Annotated in this window: 15 protein-coding genes and 1 tRNA gene; 9 read left to right on the forward strand and 7 right to left on the reverse strand. The window is 67.7% G+C overall.

The window, feature by feature from the left end; all coding sequences use genetic code 11:
• The gene (locus U5A56_RS23915) at positions 1-681 is read left to right on the forward strand and encodes an amino acid ABC transporter permease (protein ID WP_044847337.1); all 681 of its coding nucleotides are present in this window, start codon (positions 1-3) and stop codon (positions 679-681) included.
• Positions 678-1,436, forward strand: a complete 759-nt coding sequence (locus U5A56_RS23920) for an amino acid ABC transporter ATP-binding protein (RefSeq protein ID WP_321924872.1) — start codon at positions 678-680, stop codon at positions 1,434-1,436. Before U5A56_RS23915 ends, U5A56_RS23920 begins: the two co-directional genes overlap by 4 nt.
• A gap of 29 nt (positions 1,437-1,465) precedes the next feature.
• On the opposite strand, the gene U5A56_RS23925 is transcribed toward U5A56_RS23920, so the two are convergent.
• Positions 1,466-2,281 (reverse strand): alpha/beta fold hydrolase, encoded by an 816-nt coding sequence (locus tag U5A56_RS23925; RefSeq protein ID WP_044847339.1) that lies wholly within the window; start codon positions 2,279-2,281, stop codon positions 1,466-1,468.
• A gap of 81 nt (positions 2,282-2,362) precedes the next feature.
• Between U5A56_RS23925 and U5A56_RS23930 the strand changes: the two genes are divergently transcribed.
• Positions 2,363-2,977: a CGNR zinc finger domain-containing protein gene (locus U5A56_RS23930; RefSeq protein ID WP_044847340.1), complete on the forward strand. Its 615-nt coding sequence runs from the start codon at positions 2,363-2,365 to the stop codon at positions 2,975-2,977.
• Positions 2,978-3,019: 42 nt separating this feature from the next.
• On the opposite strand, the gene U5A56_RS23935 is transcribed toward U5A56_RS23930, so the two are convergent.
• Positions 3,020-4,069, reverse strand: coding sequence for a DUF3592 domain-containing protein (locus U5A56_RS23935; protein WP_321802696.1), 1,050 nt, complete (start codon positions 4,067-4,069; stop codon positions 3,020-3,022).
• Between the two features lie 190 nt (positions 4,070-4,259).
• Positions 4,260-4,335, reverse strand: a tRNA-Lys gene (locus U5A56_RS23940).
• A 191-nt stretch (positions 4,336-4,526) separates the two neighbouring features.
• Here U5A56_RS23940 and U5A56_RS23945 point away from each other — a divergent pair.
• Together U5A56_RS23945 and U5A56_RS23950 are read left to right on the forward strand one after the other, a co-directional pair.
• Positions 4,527-4,931, forward strand: a complete 405-nt coding sequence (locus tag U5A56_RS23945; RefSeq protein WP_044847342.1) for a PaaI family thioesterase — start codon at positions 4,527-4,529, stop codon at positions 4,929-4,931.
• Positions 4,932-4,939: 8 nt separating this feature from the next.
• The gene (locus tag U5A56_RS23950; protein ID WP_044847343.1) at positions 4,940-5,806 is read left to right on the forward strand and encodes a patatin-like phospholipase family protein; all 867 of its coding nucleotides are present in this window, start codon (positions 4,940-4,942) and stop codon (positions 5,804-5,806) included.
• 88 nt (positions 5,807-5,894) lie between these two features.
• Here U5A56_RS23950 and U5A56_RS23955 read toward each other — a convergent pair whose 3' ends face one another.
• Positions 5,895-6,908 carry a D-2-hydroxyacid dehydrogenase family protein gene (locus U5A56_RS23955; RefSeq protein ID WP_044847344.1) on the reverse strand — a complete coding sequence of 338 codons (1,014 nt, stop codon included), beginning with the start codon at positions 6,906-6,908 and terminating at the stop codon, positions 5,895-5,897.
• A 425-nt stretch (positions 6,909-7,333) separates the two neighbouring features.
• Between U5A56_RS23955 and U5A56_RS23960 the strand changes: the two genes are divergently transcribed.
• Entirely contained in the window at positions 7,334-8,383 is a 1,050-nt protein-coding gene (locus tag U5A56_RS23960) for a LysR family transcriptional regulator (protein ID WP_044847345.1), read from the forward strand.
• Positions 8,384-8,518: 135 nt separating this feature from the next.
• Here the strand turns inward: U5A56_RS23960 and U5A56_RS23965 are convergent, their stop codons facing one another.
• The 3 genes from U5A56_RS23965 to dprA all read right to left on the reverse strand — a co-directional run bounded on the left by U5A56_RS23965 (position 8,519) and on the right by dprA (position 13,059).
• Entirely contained in the window at positions 8,519-11,116 is a 2,598-nt protein-coding gene (locus U5A56_RS23965; protein WP_044847346.1) for a DNA topoisomerase III, read from the reverse strand.
• A gap of 203 nt (positions 11,117-11,319) precedes the next feature.
• The gene (locus tag U5A56_RS23970; RefSeq protein ID WP_044847347.1) at positions 11,320-11,700 is read right to left on the reverse strand and encodes a thioredoxin family protein; all 381 of its coding nucleotides are present in this window, start codon (positions 11,698-11,700) and stop codon (positions 11,320-11,322) included.
• 36 nt (positions 11,701-11,736) lie between these two features.
• A complete protein-coding gene (gene dprA, locus U5A56_RS23975; protein WP_321924876.1) occupies positions 11,737-13,059 on the reverse strand; it encodes a DNA-processing protein DprA in 1,323 nt (440 codons plus the stop codon).
• Positions 13,060-13,244: 185 nt separating this feature from the next.
• On the opposite strand from dprA, the gene def reads away from it, so the two are divergent.
• From def to U5A56_RS23990, 3 genes are all read left to right on the forward strand, one after another.
• Positions 13,245-13,748, forward strand: a complete 504-nt coding sequence (gene def, locus U5A56_RS23980) for a peptide deformylase (RefSeq protein WP_057924826.1) — start codon at positions 13,245-13,247, stop codon at positions 13,746-13,748.
• A 34-nt stretch (positions 13,749-13,782) separates the two neighbouring features.
• Entirely contained in the window at positions 13,783-14,775 is a 993-nt protein-coding gene (gene fmt / locus U5A56_RS23985; protein WP_044847350.1) for a methionyl-tRNA formyltransferase, read from the forward strand.
• 110 nt (positions 14,776-14,885) lie between these two features.
• Positions 14,886-15,527: a LysE family translocator gene (locus U5A56_RS23990; protein WP_321924878.1), complete on the forward strand. Its 642-nt coding sequence runs from the start codon at positions 14,886-14,888 to the stop codon at positions 15,525-15,527.
• Positions 15,528-15,561 lie beyond the last annotated feature (34 nt).

Here is a 15,561-nt window from a genome sequence, read left to right on the forward strand (position 1 = left end):
ATGCCGCCCTGGCTGCACTTGATGGCGGAATCGCTGCGGCCCCTGCTGGTGGCAGGGCTCGTGTTCACGGTTCCGCTCACGCTCGCGTCGTTCGCGATCGGCCTGCTGCTCGCGTTCGGCGCGGCGCTCGCGCGCCTGTTCGGGCCGCGCTGGGCGCAGGCCGCCATACGTTTCTACATCTGGCTGTTTCGCGGCTCGCCGCTGCTCGTGCAGCTGTTCGTGATCTTCTACGGACTGCCGAACGTCGGCATCGTGCTCGATCCGCTGACCGCCGCCGTGATCGGCTTCTCGCTGAACGTCGGCGCGTACAACGCCGAGGTGATCCGCGGCGTGATCGAATCGATCCCGAAAGGGCAGTGGGAAGCCGCGTACTCGATGGCGATGACGCGCGCGCAGGCGCTGCGCCGCGCGATCCTGCCGCAGGCCGCGCGCGTCGCGCTGCCCGCGCTGTCGAATTCGTTCATCTCGCTGGTAAAGGACACGTCGCTCGCGGCTGTACTGACCGTTCCCGAGATATTCCAGGCCGCGCAGCGCATCGCGGCCGTCACCTACGAGCCGCTGATCCTCTATACCGAAGCCGCGCTGATCTATCTGCTGTTCAGCTCGGTGCTCTCGTCGCTGCAACGTCGGCTCGAGCTCCGGTTCGGGCGCCATGCGCTGTTCCACGCGGAGTTGCGATGATCCGTCTCGAACGCATCGACAAGTCGTTCGGCGCGCAGCGCGTGCTGACCGGCATCGACCTCGCATTGCAGCCCGGCAGCGTGACCGCGTTGATCGGGCCGTCCGGCAGCGGCAAGAGCACGCTGCTGCGCTGCGTGAACCTGCTCGAAGTGCCGGAGGCGGGCGCGCTCACGGTCGGCGACGCCCGCATCGACTTCGCGGCGGGGCGCCGCCCGTCGCGCGATCACGTGTTCGCGGTGCGCCGTCAGACCGGCATGGTGTTCCAGAACTTCCAGTTGTTTCCGCACCTGAGCGTCGTGCAGAACGTGATGGAAGGGCTCGTGACCGTGCAGCGCTGGCCGCGCGAGCAGGCGCGTGAACGCGCGCTCGCGTTGCTGGACAAGGTCGGTATCGCCAACAAGGCCGACGCATGGCCCGCGACGTTGTCGGGCGGCCAGCAGCAGCGCGTGGCCATCGCACGCGCGCTCGCGCCGTCGCCGCAGGTGCTGATGTGCGACGAGCCGACGTCCGCGCTCGATCCCGAATTGTCCGTCGAAGTCGTCGAAGTGTTGCGCCAGCTCGCGCGGGAAGGCACGACGATGCTGATGGCCACGCACGACCTGCGCCTGGCTGCGTCGGTCGCGCACGATGCGGTGTTTCTCGCGGATGGCCGCGTGGTCGAGGCCGGCGCATCGCGCGAGCTGTTCGGGCGGCCGCGCGATCCGCGCACCGCGAAGTTCGTCGCGACGCTCGCGCAGGGCGTGCCGGCCTTCTGATCTGCCACGCCACGCGGCTGCGTGGGCGATCATTCCTGTCCGTGTGTGTCGAGCACCGCGGCGACGATCGCCTCGGGCGCATCCTCCTGGACCAGGTGCCCCGCGCGCGGCACGCGGATCAGCTTTCCGCCCGCGATGCGATCGGCGAGCGCCTGCCCCTGTTCGCGCGGAATCCACGCGTCGTCCTCGCCCCACACGATGCGCACCGGAAAGTCCGGCGGCGCATAACGCGCCTCGGCTTCCTCGATATAGCGCTGGCGCATCTGCGCGATCTGCCGATAGAACGCCGGCTGGCCGGCCGGCGTGAGCCACGGCGAGCGGTAGATCGACAGCACGTCGTCGCTCAACGGCCGTGCGACTGCATTGCCGATGTAGGCCGACACGAGTGCGTGATGCGCATACGCCGGCAGCCCGGTGAACGCGGCTTCGTGCTGCGCGACGTGGCGCACGAACGGCGAGCCTTGCGGCGCGATCGCGACGGGGTTCACGAGTGTCAGGTCCGAATACGCGATGCCGTCGAGGAAATGCGCGCGCAGCACGGTTGCGCCGCCGTAGTCGTGCGCGAGTACGCGCGGGCGTGAAAGTCTCCATTCGTCGAGCAGCGCGCCGAACAGCACGTTCTGCCGGCCGAGCGAGACGTCCGTGTCGGGCATGTCCGACTGGCCGTAGCCGAGCAGGTCGTAGAAGAACACGCGATGACGCCGTGCGAGCCACGGCGCGATGCGGCGCCACACCTGCGACGAGAACGGCGTCCCGTGCACGAGCACCAGCGGCGGCCCTTCACCGAGCGCGCCCCATGCGATCCGGTGACCTTCAAAATTGTAGCGATTGGCGAGCTCGAGCATCGGCGCCTCCGTGCTAACCTGTTTTGGTTGTTAACAGGTTACGCCTGTTCACTCGGATGTGAAACCGATAGGTGAAAATAAATGGTTACTCGACACGAGCCTGCGCGAGCGGCGCATACATGGTGTGCGGCCGATTTCGTCGGCGGCCATCCGGCGCTCGATTTCCTGAACACGGTGGCCGACACGGGCAAGACGCGCGATGAGGACAAACTCGTCGACTGGCCGGCCGTGCGTGCCTGGGCCGGGAAGTCGGGGTTGCTGGCGGAGGCCGACCTGACGCGGTTTCTGCGTCATCCGCGGCAGGACGGCGCGGACGAACTCGCCGCGCTGCACGGTTTTCGCGAGGATGCGTATGCGGCGCTCGCGCACCTGACGGCCGGCGAAGGCGGCAGTGCCGGCGCGCGAGCGGCGGACCGGCTCGCCGAGGCGATTCGCGATGCGATCGGGCGCAGCAGATTCGACGCGGTCGACGGCCGCTTCGCGTGGCGGCCCGATGCGCGCGCCGAGTCGCGATGGATCGACGCGGCCGCGCTCGGATTCGAGCATCTGCTGCGCGGCGACGATTTCGCGCGCGTGCGGCAGTGCGGCCGCTGTACGTGGTTCTTCGTCGATCGCGGCCGCGGCGTCGGACGCCGCTGGTGCGACATGCGCACGTGCGGGAACCGCGCGAAGGTGGAGGCGTTCAGGGAGCGGTGAAGCCGCGGTCGCGGCGTTGACGGCCCGGTTCTTCCGCGTTCGTCATTCGGCGAGTTCGTGCGGCCGAGGCTCGGGCCACAGCGCCCCGACGACGAACAGTCCGGCGACGAGGAACGGCGCGCCGATCGCGAACAGGATGGCCGTGAGCCCCCACCGGTCCCAGAACCGGTCGATGACCGCGCGCTCGGGCGTGACGGGGTCGTACAGCACGTCGACCACCTCGCCTTCGTACAGCCCGGGGCGCGACGAGGTCGAGCCTTGCGCGAACGTGACGGGGCGGCCGCTGTCGGTCGTGAACGCGATGGTCGCCGAATAGAGCGACGTGCGCGTGCGGGACGACTGGGCGGTTTCGGCGATCTCGACCACATGGCCGGTCGAGTGCGCGTAATGGCGGGCGATCTGCCACTGGCGCAGCCCGGCGGCGCCGGCGCCGGCCAGGAAGACGGTGCCGATCGCGATCGGAATCAGCACGATCGCGATGTTCCAGCGGCGCCGGACCGCTTTGCGGGCGGCCGGCGCAGACAGCGCGTCGGCCTGCCGGCCGCGGCGCGCGTTCACGTACAGCAGGCTGCCGATCGCCAGCGATGCGACTGCAAGCAGCGCCGGCACCGCGACGGGCAACCAGCGTTGCGTGAAATCGTCGATGAGCGCGGGACGGTTCGGATGGGCCGGATCGACCAGGACGTCCACGCTTTCGCCGATGTCGTAGGCCGGGACCACCGATGCGGTATTGCCGGCGACTTCGCGGCGGCGGCCGTCGTTCGCCAAATAGGCGACGATCGGGCGGTATGCACGCATCGCGTCGCTGTCCTGCACGATGCGCACGACCGTGCCCGGCGTACGGATCAGGTCGCCGGCCGCATGGCTCGCGGTGACGGCGAGCATGGCTGCGACCACGAGCAGCGCAACGCCGAGCGCGAGTGCGACGAGCGCGTCCTTACGCGGCATGGCCGGATCCGTAGTGCGCGTCACGCGACGGGCCCGGATGCGATCGGGGGAAGGAGGCGACACGATGTGCGTGCCGTTGTCGGCGTGACCATGCCCTCTGAATGGTCGCGTCTCGTTCACATGATTCCATGTCTGACGTCCCATGCTCTCTCAGTGCCGGCGGCGATACGGCGATCGCCGTCCCGGTCGTGTGATATTTTGTCGGACGATTCTAGCGGAAAGTATCTGGGCGAGGCATCAATGTGATTGCCTGTCGCGAGGCGGGGGAGAGGCCGGGCGGCGCCGGAAATGGAAAAAGGCCGGTCAGCTTGCGCTGACCGGCCTTCGGAATTCCTGGTGGGGCGTGAGTGACTCGAACACTCGACCTACGGATTAAGAGTCCGCTGCTCTACCAACTGAGCTAACGCCCCCAACAGAAGAAAGATTATGCCCGTGTATTTCGGACTTGGCAAGCCCTTTCTGCGAATTTCCTCAAAATATTTCGTAGCGGCGACGGCGGCCGTCGCCGCGGTAATGAGCCATCGTAGTTGGCGCGCTCCCGGTATGATGACGTCCACACCCGTTGCGCGGCGGTCGCGCAACGTTTTCTGGACATTCGAAGATGGACGAAAATGCAGTCCGCGAATTGCTGGATCGCCTGCTGGCCCCGTGGGTCCGCTCGCTCGGTCTGGTTCCCGTATCGATCGGCGACGACAGCGTCACGATGCGCCTGCCGTTTTCCGGCGAATTCCGTCATTCGGGCGGCGTCATCTGCGGCCAGGTGTTCACGGCCGCCGCCGACACCGCGATGGTGGTCGCGATCTCGGCCGCGCTCGGCGAGTTCCGGCCGATGACCACCGTCTCGCTGAACACGAACTTCATGCGTCCGGTGCGCAAGGGCGACGTGCTCGTCACCGCGCGCGTGCTGCGGATGGGCCGCAACCTGGTATTCGGCGAAGTCGAGCTGTTCGACGAGGACGGCAAGATGGCCGTTCACGCGACGTCGACCTACGCGCTCGTCAGCTGAGCGGCGCGATGTTCGACCAGATCGTCTTCGCGGGCGGCGGCAATCGCTGCTGGTGGCAGGCCGGCTTCTGGGACGTCGCGCAGCCGGCGCTCGGCCTGCGCCCGCGCGTGATCGCGGGGATCTCGGCCGGCGCGGCGACCGCCTGCATGCTGTATACACGCGACGCCGCGTGGGTGATGCGCTATTACGAGGAAGCGCTGCGCCACAACCGCAAGAACGCGTACTGGGGCAACCTGTTCGGCCGCGAGCCGGTGTTTCCGCATTACCGGATCTACCGTCAGGCGCTGCTCGACATCTACGGCGAGCCGTTCGCGCGGCTCGCCGACGCGCCGGAGATCCGCATCGGCGTGTCGCACGTGCCGCGCTGGCTCGGCGCGCGCAGCGCGGTCGCCGCGGGCCTCGTCGCATACAACATCGAAAAGTACCTGCGCAAGACGCTGCACCCGACGCTCGGGCGCACGCTCGGTTTCCGGCCCGAGTTCGTGCGCGCGCAGGCGTGCGCGAGTGTCGACGAACTCGCCGACCTGATCCTGCAGTCGTCGTGCACGCCGCCGTTCACGCCGGTGCTGCGCCGCGGCGGCCGGCCGGTGCTCGACGGCGGGATGGTCGACAACGTGCCGGTCGACGCGCTCGACGCGTCGCCGGGCGACGTGCTGGTGCTCGTCACGCGGCTGTATCCGCGCCCGCAGATGTTCACGGTCGCGCACGGCGACCAGCGGCGGCTGTATGTACAGCCGTCGAGCAAGGTGCCGATTTCGAGCTGGGATTACACGAGTCCGTCGCAGATGCGGCATGCGTACGACCTCGGACGGCGCGACGGCGAGCATTTCCTCACGCGCGTCGACGCGATGACGGGCGGCCGCGTGGCCGCCTGAAGCGGGGAAGGCGGGAAGCCCGGCAGCAGCGCCGCGCGGCAAGCGCGGCCCGTGCCGGTCAGCACCGGTCGGAGTCGGTCGGAGTCGGTCAGCGCACGCGGCGCGGCGTCAGCGCTTCCGGATTGACGACGCTCGACATATCGCCCTGGTCGAACGCGAGGATGTTCTTGAACGCCGCGCTGAAATAGAGCTCGTAGCTTTCGCGCTCGACGTAGCCGATGTGCGGCGTGCAGATCACGTTTTCCATCCGCAGCAGGCTGTAGCCTTGCAGGATCGGCTCGCTCTCGAACACGTCGATCGCGACCATCCCCGGGCGGTTGTGCGACAGCGCGTTGACGAGCGCGTTTTCCTCGAGCAGCTCGGCACGACTCGTGTTGACGAGCAGCGATGTCGGCTTCATCCGCATCAGGTCTTCCTGCTTGACGATCCCGCGCGTGTCGTCGTGCATGCGCAGGTGCAGCGACAGCACGTCGCTCTGCTCGAACAGCGCTTCGCGGCTCTCGGCGGCCGTGTAGCCGTCGGCGCGCGCGGCCTCGAGCGAATGCTCGCGGCCCCAGATCAGCACGTTCATCCCGAACGCCTTGCCGTAGCCGGCCACCAGCCGGCCGATCTTGCCGTAGCCCCAGATGCCGAGCGTCTGGCCGCGCAGCACCTGGCCGAGGCCGAAGTTCGGCGGCAGCGCCGACGTCTTCAGGCCCGACTGCTGCCACGCACCCTGCTTCAGGTTCGCGACGTATTGCGGAATGCGGCGCTGGGCGGCCATCACGAGCGCCCAGGTCAGCTCGGCGGGCGCGACCGGCGAACCCGTGCCTTCGAGCACCGCGATGCCGCGGTCGGTACACGCTTCGAGGTCGATGTGGCTCGAGATGCGGCCGGTCTGGCTGATCATGCGCAGGTTCGGCAGCTTGGCGAGCAGTTGCGACGAAATCGGTGTGCGCTCGCGAATCAGCACGAGCGCCTCGACTTCCGCCAGGCGGCTCGCGAGTTGCCCCAGGCCGCGTACCGTGTTGTTGAAGACCTTCACGTCGTGCTCGGCGAGCATCTCGAAGCAGTTCAGCTTGCGGACGGCGTCCTGGTAGTCGTCGAGGATGGCAATTTTCATGATCAGCGGGAGTCGCGCGTTGAAAGCGGCAGCGGCGGCGGCGCAGGTCGCGCACCCGTCCCGCCCGGCCGGGGCCGACATGATGCTACGTCGGCGCACGTCGTGGTGTCTTTTTAACAGGTTGTTACGCTCCGCCGCAATCGGCGCCGGCCTGAGCCGGCGCCGCTCCCGTCGGGTGCGGCGGGGTGCGCTGCCGTGTCGCGTCAAATACGTCCTTCCTGATTCGGACGTTTCCTCGACGAGGTTCACCCAATTGTTGCTTCAATCAGAATAATTGGATCATCCATTCGCGATGAGTGAGGATTTTTGACTATTTTTATCGTCAAGGCGACCCTTGTTGAGCAACTCTGCATCATTTCCGCTGTCGTAGGAGAATTACGCATTTGCTTCAACTTTTTGAAGTTGTAACAGCGGCAGGAGTCGTTATGGATCATTTGCAGTCGATGCGCGTGTTCGTCAAGGTTGCGGATCTCGGCAGTTTCGCGCGGGCCGCGAGTGCAATGGATATTTCCAACGCGGTCGCGACGCGTCACGTCGCCGATCTGGAAGGCCGGCTAGGCACGCGCCTGCTGAACCGCACCACGCGCAGCCTTTCGCTGACGGAGTCGGGCCAGGTCTATCTGGAGCGGGCGCGCCAGATTCTCGATGAGCTCGAGGATGTCGAGCAGATGGTCGTCGCGCGCAATCACGAGCCGGTCGGCACGTTGCGCATCGTCGCTCCGGTCGTGTTCGGCCTGCACAACCTCGCCCCCGTCCTGCAGTCGTACACCGAGAATTTCCCGAAAGTGGTGCCGGATCTGACGCTGGTCGACCGCCAGGTCGATCTCGTCGAGGAAGGTTTCGACGTCGGCATCGTCGTCACGCGCCAGATGCGCAGCGCGAGCATCGTCACGCGTCGGCTGACCACGGGCTGCATGACCGTGTGCGCGACGCCGAGCTACCTGGAAAAGCACGGCGTGCCGACCCATCCGGAGCATCTCGCCGAACACCCGGCGCTGAGCCTGCCGACCGAATACTGGGGCGACGAGCGCGTGTTCACCGGGCCGGACGGCGAAGTGCGCGTGCGCCCGACCAACGTGATCGTCGCGAACAATACCGCGATGCTGCGCCAGTTCGCGCTGCTCGGGATGGGCGTCGCGATCCTGCCCAGCTACCTGATCGGCAGCGACATCGCGCGCGGCGCGCTGGTCCGGCTGCTGCCGGATTTCCGGCTGCCGCAGGTCGAGATCAACATCGCGTATCCGAGCCGGCGCCACCTGCCCGCGAAGGTGCGCACGTTCATCGACCACCTCGTCGAATATTTCAGCCACTCGACCGACGCGATGATGGGCGAACAGTGGGCCGCACAGAGCGCGGCGCCTGCGCCGATCGGCGTCGAGATGCGTGCCGAGCCGCCCGAGTCGACCGACCCGAACCTGCAGCCGCGGCTCGCGCGTTCGCCGCGCGCGCGCGTCGCGGTGCCGTCGCCGCTGTAACGGCGCGGCGGCCGCGCACCGGCACGGCCGGCAGCAGGCACCAAGAAAAAACGCGGATCGAGCGATCGATCCGCGTTTTTTTATCGCCGCTTCACCGGCGTACTGCGGGCCGGGGAAACCCCGGCGCCCGGAGCGTCAGGAGCCCGTCTTGCGCGCCGTCGTCTTGCGGGCGGCGGTCTTGCGCGCCGGTGCCGGTTTCTCGTCGGCGCCTTCCGTCACGGTTTCGGCATCCTTCGTCGCCGATTTTGCCGTTTTCTTCGCGGCAGCGGCCTTCGGCTCCTTCTTCTCGAACTCGAAACCGATCTTGCCGTCCGGCTGCTTCACGAGGAATGCCTTGAAGTTGCGGCCCGTGCGCGACGACTTGAAGTTCGGCAGCAGATCCGTGCGGCCGTCGGCCAGCAGTTTCGCCATCTGCTCGCGCGTGATTTCCTGCTGCAGGATCACCTTGCCCGAACGGAAGTCGCAGGTCTTCGGATTCGCGACCGAGTGCTCGCACACATAGCTCATCCCGTGCTCGAACACGCGGCCCTTGCATTTCGGGCATGCGCCGACCGGTTCCTGCGCGGAGAAGTCGGGCGCTTCGCCTTCCTCGCCGCCCTGGTCCTGACCGAAGTCGAACTCGAGCTTGTAGTTCTTCGTTTCGTCGTCGAACGAGAGCTTCAGGATCGCCGAGAACGGACGGCCCATCTTGCTGCGGAAGCCGGACAGCGGGCCGATGGTTTTTTCCCGCAGCAGCTCCTCGACTTCCGCGATCTCGAACTGCCGGCTGCCCGGAATCTTCGAGATCGAGAACTCGCACTTCGTGCATGCGAAGCGGCGGTAGTTTTCCTTCACCTGGCCGCCGCAGTTGGGGCACGGCGTCTCGAGCGTCGCGTAATCGCCGGGGATCGTGTCGGAATCGTATTCCTTCGCGCGCTTGACGATCTGCTGCGTCATGCGGGCGATTTCCTGCATGAACGCGTCGCGCCCGAGGTTGCCGCGCTCCATCTGCGACAGCTTGTATTCCCATTCGCCGGTGAGCTCGGGCGCGGTCAGTTCCTTCACGCCGAGCCCGCGCAGCAGCGTCATCAGCTGGAATGCCTTCGCGGTCGGGATCAGCTCGCGGCCTTCGCGCACGAGATACTTCTCGCCGAGCAGGCCTTCGATGATCGCCGCACGCGTCGCCGGCGTGCCGAGGCCCTTCGCGGCCATCGCCTCGCGCAGCTCGTCGTCCTCGACGAGCTTGCCCGCGCCTTCCATCGCCGACAGCAGCGTCGCTTCCGAGTAGCGTGCAGGCGGTTTCGTCACGAGCGCGACCGCGGCGATCTCGTCCGTCTTCACCTTCTCGTCCTTCTGCACCGGCACGAGGTTCGCGTCCGCGCCTTCGGCGTCGCGGCCGTACACCTGCAGCCAGCCCGGCTCGACGAGCACCTTGCCTTCGGTCTTGAAGTGATGGCCGGCGACTTCGGTGATCCGCGTCGTGACGCGGAACTCGGCCGCCGGGAAGAACACCGCGAGGAAGCGCTTCACGACCATGTCGTACAGCTTCTGCTCCGGCTCGGACAGCGACTTCGGCGCCTGCAGCGTCGGGATGATGGCGAAGTGGTCGCTGATCTTCGAGTTGTCGAAGATCCGCTTGTTCGGCTTCACCCAGCCCTTGTCGAGCACCTGCTTCGCGTGCGGCAGGTAGTTGTGGCTCTCCTTGAGCATCTCGAGCGTGGACTGCACCGTCGAAATGTAGTCTTCCGGCAGCGCGCGCGCGTCGGTACGCGGGTACGTCAGTACCTTGTGCTTTTCATACAGCGCCTGCGCGAGACCGAGCGTGTTCTTCGCGGAGAAGCCGAAGCGGCTGTTCGCTTCGCGCTGCAGGCTCGTCAGGTCGAACAGCAGCGGCGACAGCTGGGTCGACGGCTTCGATTCCTCGGACACGGTGCCGACCTGGTCGCGGCACGCGGCGACGATCGTTTCGGCGGCCGGCAGGCTCCAGAGGCGCGAGTCGCGCTTTTCCGGATCGAATTCGTCGCGCTTGAATTTCGGGTCGAACCACTTGCCTTCGTAGAAGCCGCCCGCGCATGCGAACTCGGCCTTCACTTCCCAGTAGTCGCGCGGGATGAAGCGGCGGATTTTCTCTTCACGTTCGACGACGATCGACAAGGTTGGCGTCTGAACGCGGCCGACGGTCGTCAGGAAGAAGCCGCCGCCCTTGCTGTTGAACGCGGTCATCGCGCGCGTGCCGTTGATCCCGACGAGCCAGTCAGCTTCCGAGCGGCAGCGTGCGGCGTCGGCGAGCGGCTGCATGTCCGAGTCGGTGCGCAGGTGCGCGAAACCGTCGCGAATCGCCTGCGGCGTCATCGACTGCAGCCACAGGCGCTGGACCGGCTGCTTCGCCTTCGCGTGCTGCACGATCAGGCGGAAAATCAGCTCGCCCTCGCGCCCCGCGTCACATGCGTTGATCAGGCGGTCGACGTCCTTGCGCTTCATCAGCTTGGTCAGGACTTTCAGGCGCGACTCGCTTTTTGCGATCGGGTTCAGGTCGAAATGCGGGGGGATGACGGGCAGATGAGCGAAGCTCCATTTCCCGCGCTTGACCTCGTACTCTTCCGGGGCGGCGATTTCCAGCAGGTGGCCGACCGCGGACGACAGGACGAATTCGTCGCTCTCGAAGTATTCGTCATGCTTGGTAAAGCCGCCCAAAGCGCGCGCGATGTCGTTCGCGACAGAAGGCTTTTCCGCAATGATCAGAGCTTTGGACATGACAGATGTGTGTTGGTAGACCGGGTTCGCCGGCGTGGGTCCCTTTTACGACGGCTTTATAGCACACGCCGCAGCGACGGCGGCTCGGCGTGCAAAAAGCGGCTCATCATAGAGGGGGGGCGCAACGGCGGCAAGCGCACCCGGCGCGGCGGCACGCGCAACGGCGCGAAAAGCCCGGAAAAGCCGCCCGACCGGTGCGCGGTTCACGCCTCGACGTTCAGGATATTGCGCAATTTCGGTGCGTGCGGCGCGCCGGGCACGGCACTCAGGTCGGACAGCATTCGTTCGACGATCGTCGCGTGCGGCAGCACCGTGCCGAAGAAGCGCGCGGTGTTCGCGTCCTCGATCAGGATCGTCGGGAAATTCTCGACGTCGAGATCGTCGAGCCGGTCGGCATGGGTTTCGATGTCGATCCACGCGAAGCAGGCGTCGGGATGGGTATCGGCGAGCTGGTCGAAGGCCGTCCGGTAGTCGCGGCAGGTGCCGCACCACTCGGCGCACAGGCAGGCGACCAGCAGCGTGTCGGGATCGGCGAGGCGCTCGGCGATCCGATCGGCATCGGTGTCGAGATTCAGCGCGGGCATGGAATTCCTTGGGTAGCGTCGGCGGCACGGGCCGCCCTATGCGGGGGACTGTAGCACGCCGGACGCGGGCGGAGTGGGCGCCACGTCAAGCCGCGCGAAGCGTCCGCCGGGCACGCTCGCGACGCGGCCGGCCAGTTCGAGCGCGAGCAGCGCGCGATGCAGCGCGTCATCCGACAGGCCGCTGTGCTCGGCGAGCCACTCGTAAGTAACGGGGCCGTATCCCAGTGCGGCGAGCACGGATCGCTCGGCCGGGTTGTCGGGCGGCACGCCTTCGGTTCCGGTCGATGCGGTGGATGGAACGGCGCAATCCGGTTTCCCGACATGCTCGCCCGCGCGTCGCCCCAGCGTGCCGGCTGTTTCGCCGTTATCGGGGCGCGTACGCGAATTCGCCGCGGCGTGGGCGGTGTGCGTTGCCGGTTCGTCCAGCCCGTACTCCTCGAGCACGTCGAGCGGTGTTGCGGTGAGCTTCGCGCCGTCGCGGATCAGCGCGTGGCAGCCCTGCGCGAGCGGCGCGTGGATCGAGCCCGGCATCGCGAACACGTCGCGGCCCAGCTCGTTCGCGAGGCGTGCGGTGATCAGCGAGCCGGAGCGCGGCGCGGCTTCGACGACGAGCACGCCGAGCGCGAGCGCGGCGATCAGCCGGTTGCGCTGAGGGAAATGCGACGCCCGCGCGGGTGTGCCGAGCGGCCATTCGGACAGGATCGCGCCGCGCGCGGCAATGTCGTGCGCAAGCGTGCGGTGCCGCGCCGGATAGACGAGATCGGCGCCCGTCGCGATCACCGCGACCGTGCCGGCGCGGCCGTCGAGCCCGCCGCGGTGCGCGGCGCCGTCGATGCCGAGCGCGAGGCCGGAGACGATCGCGAGCCCCGCGTCGGACAGCGCATGGGCGAAGCGGGTGGCGTCGGCGAGCCCTTGCGGCGTCGCATGGCGGCTGCCGACCACGGCGAGCCCGCGTGCGTGCAGCAGGTCGAGCCTGCCCTTTACATATAGCAGCGGCGGCGGGTCGTGCAGGTCGCGCAGCCGTGGCGGATAGACGGGATCGTTGAGCGTGACGATCGCATTGCCCGGTGTGTCGAGCCATGCCAGCGCGGCGTCGGTGCATGCGTCGAGGTCGTCCCGCTCGCTGGCGCGCACCGCCCGCGCGGCGGCAGCGCTGCTCGCCGCGCCGATGGCCTGGTCGGACGCGGCGAGCAGCGCCGCCGGCGAGCCGAATGCGTCGAGCAGCGCGTGCAGCACGGCGGGGGAGATGCCCGGCGCATGCGCGAGCTGCAGCCACGCGCGCAACGCGGAAGTCGTCAGCGCTTGCGGCGACATGAGGTTCCCCTCGAACGCGGCGGCCAGCGGAGCGCGTGGCGCCATGATAAAATTTTCATCATCCGAAATACTCGACAGGGCCGCGCGCACGAGCGCCCGGCCAATTGCAGGAGGCATGACCCGCGGCGTTGATATGCCGTGCGTCTGCCTCATCTTCATTGCATCCCGGCGGCGGCGCCAGCCGGCCGGATGGCCGATGCGGCGCGCCGCTCCACCGAATACCGAACACCATGGCTTTGCTGAACATTCTTCATTACCCCGACAAGCGGCTGCACAAGGTCGCGAAGCCCGTCGACAAGGTCGACGACCGGATCCGCAAGCTCGTCGCCGACATGGCCGAAACCATGTACGCCGCGCCGGGCATCGGCCTCGCGGCGACGCAGGTCGACGTGCACGAGCGCGTGATCGTGATCGACGTCTCCGAGGAGAAGAACGAGCTGCGCGCGTTCATCAACCCCGAGATCATCTGGTCGAGCGACGTGAAACAGGTCTACGAGGAGGGCTGCCTGTCGGTGCCCGGGATCTACGACGAAGTCGAGCGTCCCGACCACGTCCGTGTACGTGCGCTCAACGAGCACGGCGAGACCTTCGAGCTCGACTGCGAGGGCCTCCTGGCCGTGTGCGTGCAGCACGAGATGGATCACCTGATGGGGCGCGTGTTCGTCGAATATCTGTCGCCGCTGAAGCAGACCCGCATCAAGACGAAGATGAAGAAACTCGAACGCGCGATGTGACGCGCGTGTGCCCAGCCCGATCCCGAACGCTGTCATGACCCATACGTTGCGCGTGATTTTTGCCGGCACGCCGGAATTCGCCGCGGCCGCACTCGCCGCGATCCACGAGGCCGGTTTTCCGGTGCCGCTCGTGCTCACCCAGCCCGATCGGCCGGCCGGGCGCGGGATGAAACTGCAGGCGAGCGCCGTGAAGCGCTATGCCGTCGAGCACGGGATGCCCGTCGCGCAGCCGCCGTCGCTGCGCCGCGCGGGCAAGTACCCGGCGGAGGCGGCCGACGCGATCGAGCTGCTGCGCGCGACCCCGCACGACGTGATGGTGGTCGCCGCATACGGCCTGCTGCTGCCGCAGGAAGTGCTCGACATTCCGCGTGCCGGCTGCATCAACATCCACGCGTCGCTGCTGCCGCGCTGGCGCGGCGCCGCGCCGATCCACCGCGCGATCGAGGCCGGTGACGCCGAGACGGGCGTCACGCTGATGCAGATGGACGTCGGCCTCGACACCGGCGCGATGATCGAGGAAGCGCGCGTCGCGATCGCGTCCGACGACACGACCGCCACGCTCCACGACCGGCTCGCCGCCGACGGCGCGCGGCTGATCGTCGATGCGCTGGTGCGGCTCGAGCGCGACGGCACGCTGCCCGCCACGCCGCAGCCGGCCGACGGCGTGACCTATGCGGAAAAGATCGGCAAGCACGAAGCGGCGCTCGACTGGCGCAAGCCGGCCGACGTGCTCGCGCGCCAGGTGCGCGCGTTCGACCCGTTCCCGGGCGGCGTCGCCACGCTCGACGGCGCGGCCATCAAGCTGTGGGCGGCCGAACCGGTGGCGGCGCGCGGCACGACGGTCGACGTGGCGCCCGGCACGATCGTCGAGGCTGCGCCGGAGGGCGTGGTCGTCGCCTGCGGCAGCGGCGCGCTGCGCGTCACGCAACTGCAGAAACCGGGCGGCAAGCGGCTGCCCGCGCGCGAATTCCTGGCCGGCTCGCCGCTCGCCGCGGGCCAGCGCTTCGCGTTGCCTGACGCGGCCTGAGCGTCATTCGACACGGCATCGCGCCCGCGCGCAATCGGCCGGATGGCCGAGTCGCGCAGCGCGGCAGGCGCGCGTAGAATTTCCCTGCGCATTCCGGTTTCGAGGTTCTCATGCTTGGCATCACCCATTTCGGCTTCTTCGTGCTCGCGGTCTTCCTGCTGAACGTCACGCCCGGCCCCGATACGGCGTACATCGTCGGCCGCAGCGTCGCGCAGGGCCGTGGCGCGGGGCTGATGTCGGCGCTCGGCATCTCGGCCGGCTGCTGCGTGCACACGCTTGCGTGCGCATTCGGCCTGACCGCGCTGCTCGCGGCGTCGGCGGCCGCGTTCACGGCGATCAAGCTGGTCGGTGCCGCTTACCTGATCTACCTCGGCGTGCGCATGATCGTCACGAAGCAGGCCGCCGCGCCGGCAGGCGCCGAGGCGGCGCAGGTCACGGCCGCGAAGCCGCTGCGCCAGCTGTTCATGCAGGGTTTCTGGACCAACGTGCTGAATCCGAAGGTCGTGCTGTTCTTCGTGTCGTTCTTCCCGCAGTTCGTGTCGGCCGACAGCCCGCACAAGGCGCTGGCGTTCCTGGCCCTCGGTTCGGTGTTCCTCGTGATGAGCACCGTCTGGAGCTGCATCGTCGCGTGGGTCGCGGGTAGCGTCACACAGCGCTTTTCCGGCAAGCCGGGCGTCAGGAAATGGCTGGATCGCACGGTGGGCAGCGCCTTCGTCGGCCTCGGGCTGCGGCTCGCGGCGACGCAACGCTGAAATTGAATTTTTCCGGCAAGACCTTATCTAACAA

The organism is Burkholderia sp. BCC1998 (assembly GCF_905339875.1).
Lineage (GTDB): Bacteria > Pseudomonadota > Gammaproteobacteria > Burkholderiales > Burkholderiaceae > Burkholderia.

Excerpts from the sequence above, each read along its gene's own strand:
- U5A56_RS23950 (WP_044847343.1), top strand. The coding sequence starts at position 4,940 with ATGTTCGACCAGATCGTCTTCGCGGGCGGCGGCAATCGCTGCTGGTGG.
- U5A56_RS23925 (WP_044847339.1), bottom strand. The coding sequence starts at position 2,281 with ATGCTCGAGCTCGCCAATCGCTACAATTTTGAAGGTCACCGGATCGCA.
- U5A56_RS23930 (WP_044847340.1), top strand. The coding sequence starts at position 2,363 with ATGGTTACTCGACACGAGCCTGCGCGAGCGGCGCATACATGGTGTGCG.
- U5A56_RS23915 (WP_044847337.1), top strand. The coding sequence starts at position 1 with ATGCCGCCCTGGCTGCACTTGATGGCGGAATCGCTGCGGCCCCTGCTG.
- U5A56_RS23960 (WP_044847345.1), top strand. The coding sequence starts at position 7,334 with ATGGATCATTTGCAGTCGATGCGCGTGTTCGTCAAGGTTGCGGATCTC.
- U5A56_RS23965 (WP_044847346.1), bottom strand. The coding sequence starts at position 11,116 with ATGTCCAAAGCTCTGATCATTGCGGAAAAGCCTTCTGTCGCGAACGAC.
- U5A56_RS23955 (WP_044847344.1), bottom strand. The coding sequence starts at position 6,908 with ATGAAAATTGCCATCCTCGACGACTACCAGGACGCCGTCCGCAAGCTG.
- U5A56_RS23935 (WP_321802696.1), bottom strand. The coding sequence starts at position 4,069 with ATGGGACGTCAGACATGGAATCATGTGAACGAGACGCGACCATTCAGA.
- def (WP_057924826.1), top strand. The coding sequence starts at position 13,245 with ATGGCTTTGCTGAACATTCTTCATTACCCCGACAAGCGGCTGCACAAG.
- fmt (WP_044847350.1), top strand. The coding sequence starts at position 13,783 with ATGACCCATACGTTGCGCGTGATTTTTGCCGGCACGCCGGAATTCGCC.
- U5A56_RS23945 (WP_044847342.1), top strand. The coding sequence starts at position 4,527 with ATGGACGAAAATGCAGTCCGCGAATTGCTGGATCGCCTGCTGGCCCCG.
- U5A56_RS23970 (WP_044847347.1), bottom strand. The coding sequence starts at position 11,700 with ATGCCCGCGCTGAATCTCGACACCGATGCCGATCGGATCGCCGAGCGC.
- dprA (WP_321924876.1), bottom strand. The coding sequence starts at position 13,059 with ATGGCGCCACGCGCTCCGCTGGCCGCCGCGTTCGAGGGGAACCTCATG.
- U5A56_RS23990 (WP_321924878.1), top strand. The coding sequence starts at position 14,886 with ATGCTTGGCATCACCCATTTCGGCTTCTTCGTGCTCGCGGTCTTCCTG.
- U5A56_RS23920 (WP_321924872.1), top strand. The coding sequence starts at position 678 with ATGATCCGTCTCGAACGCATCGACAAGTCGTTCGGCGCGCAGCGCGTG.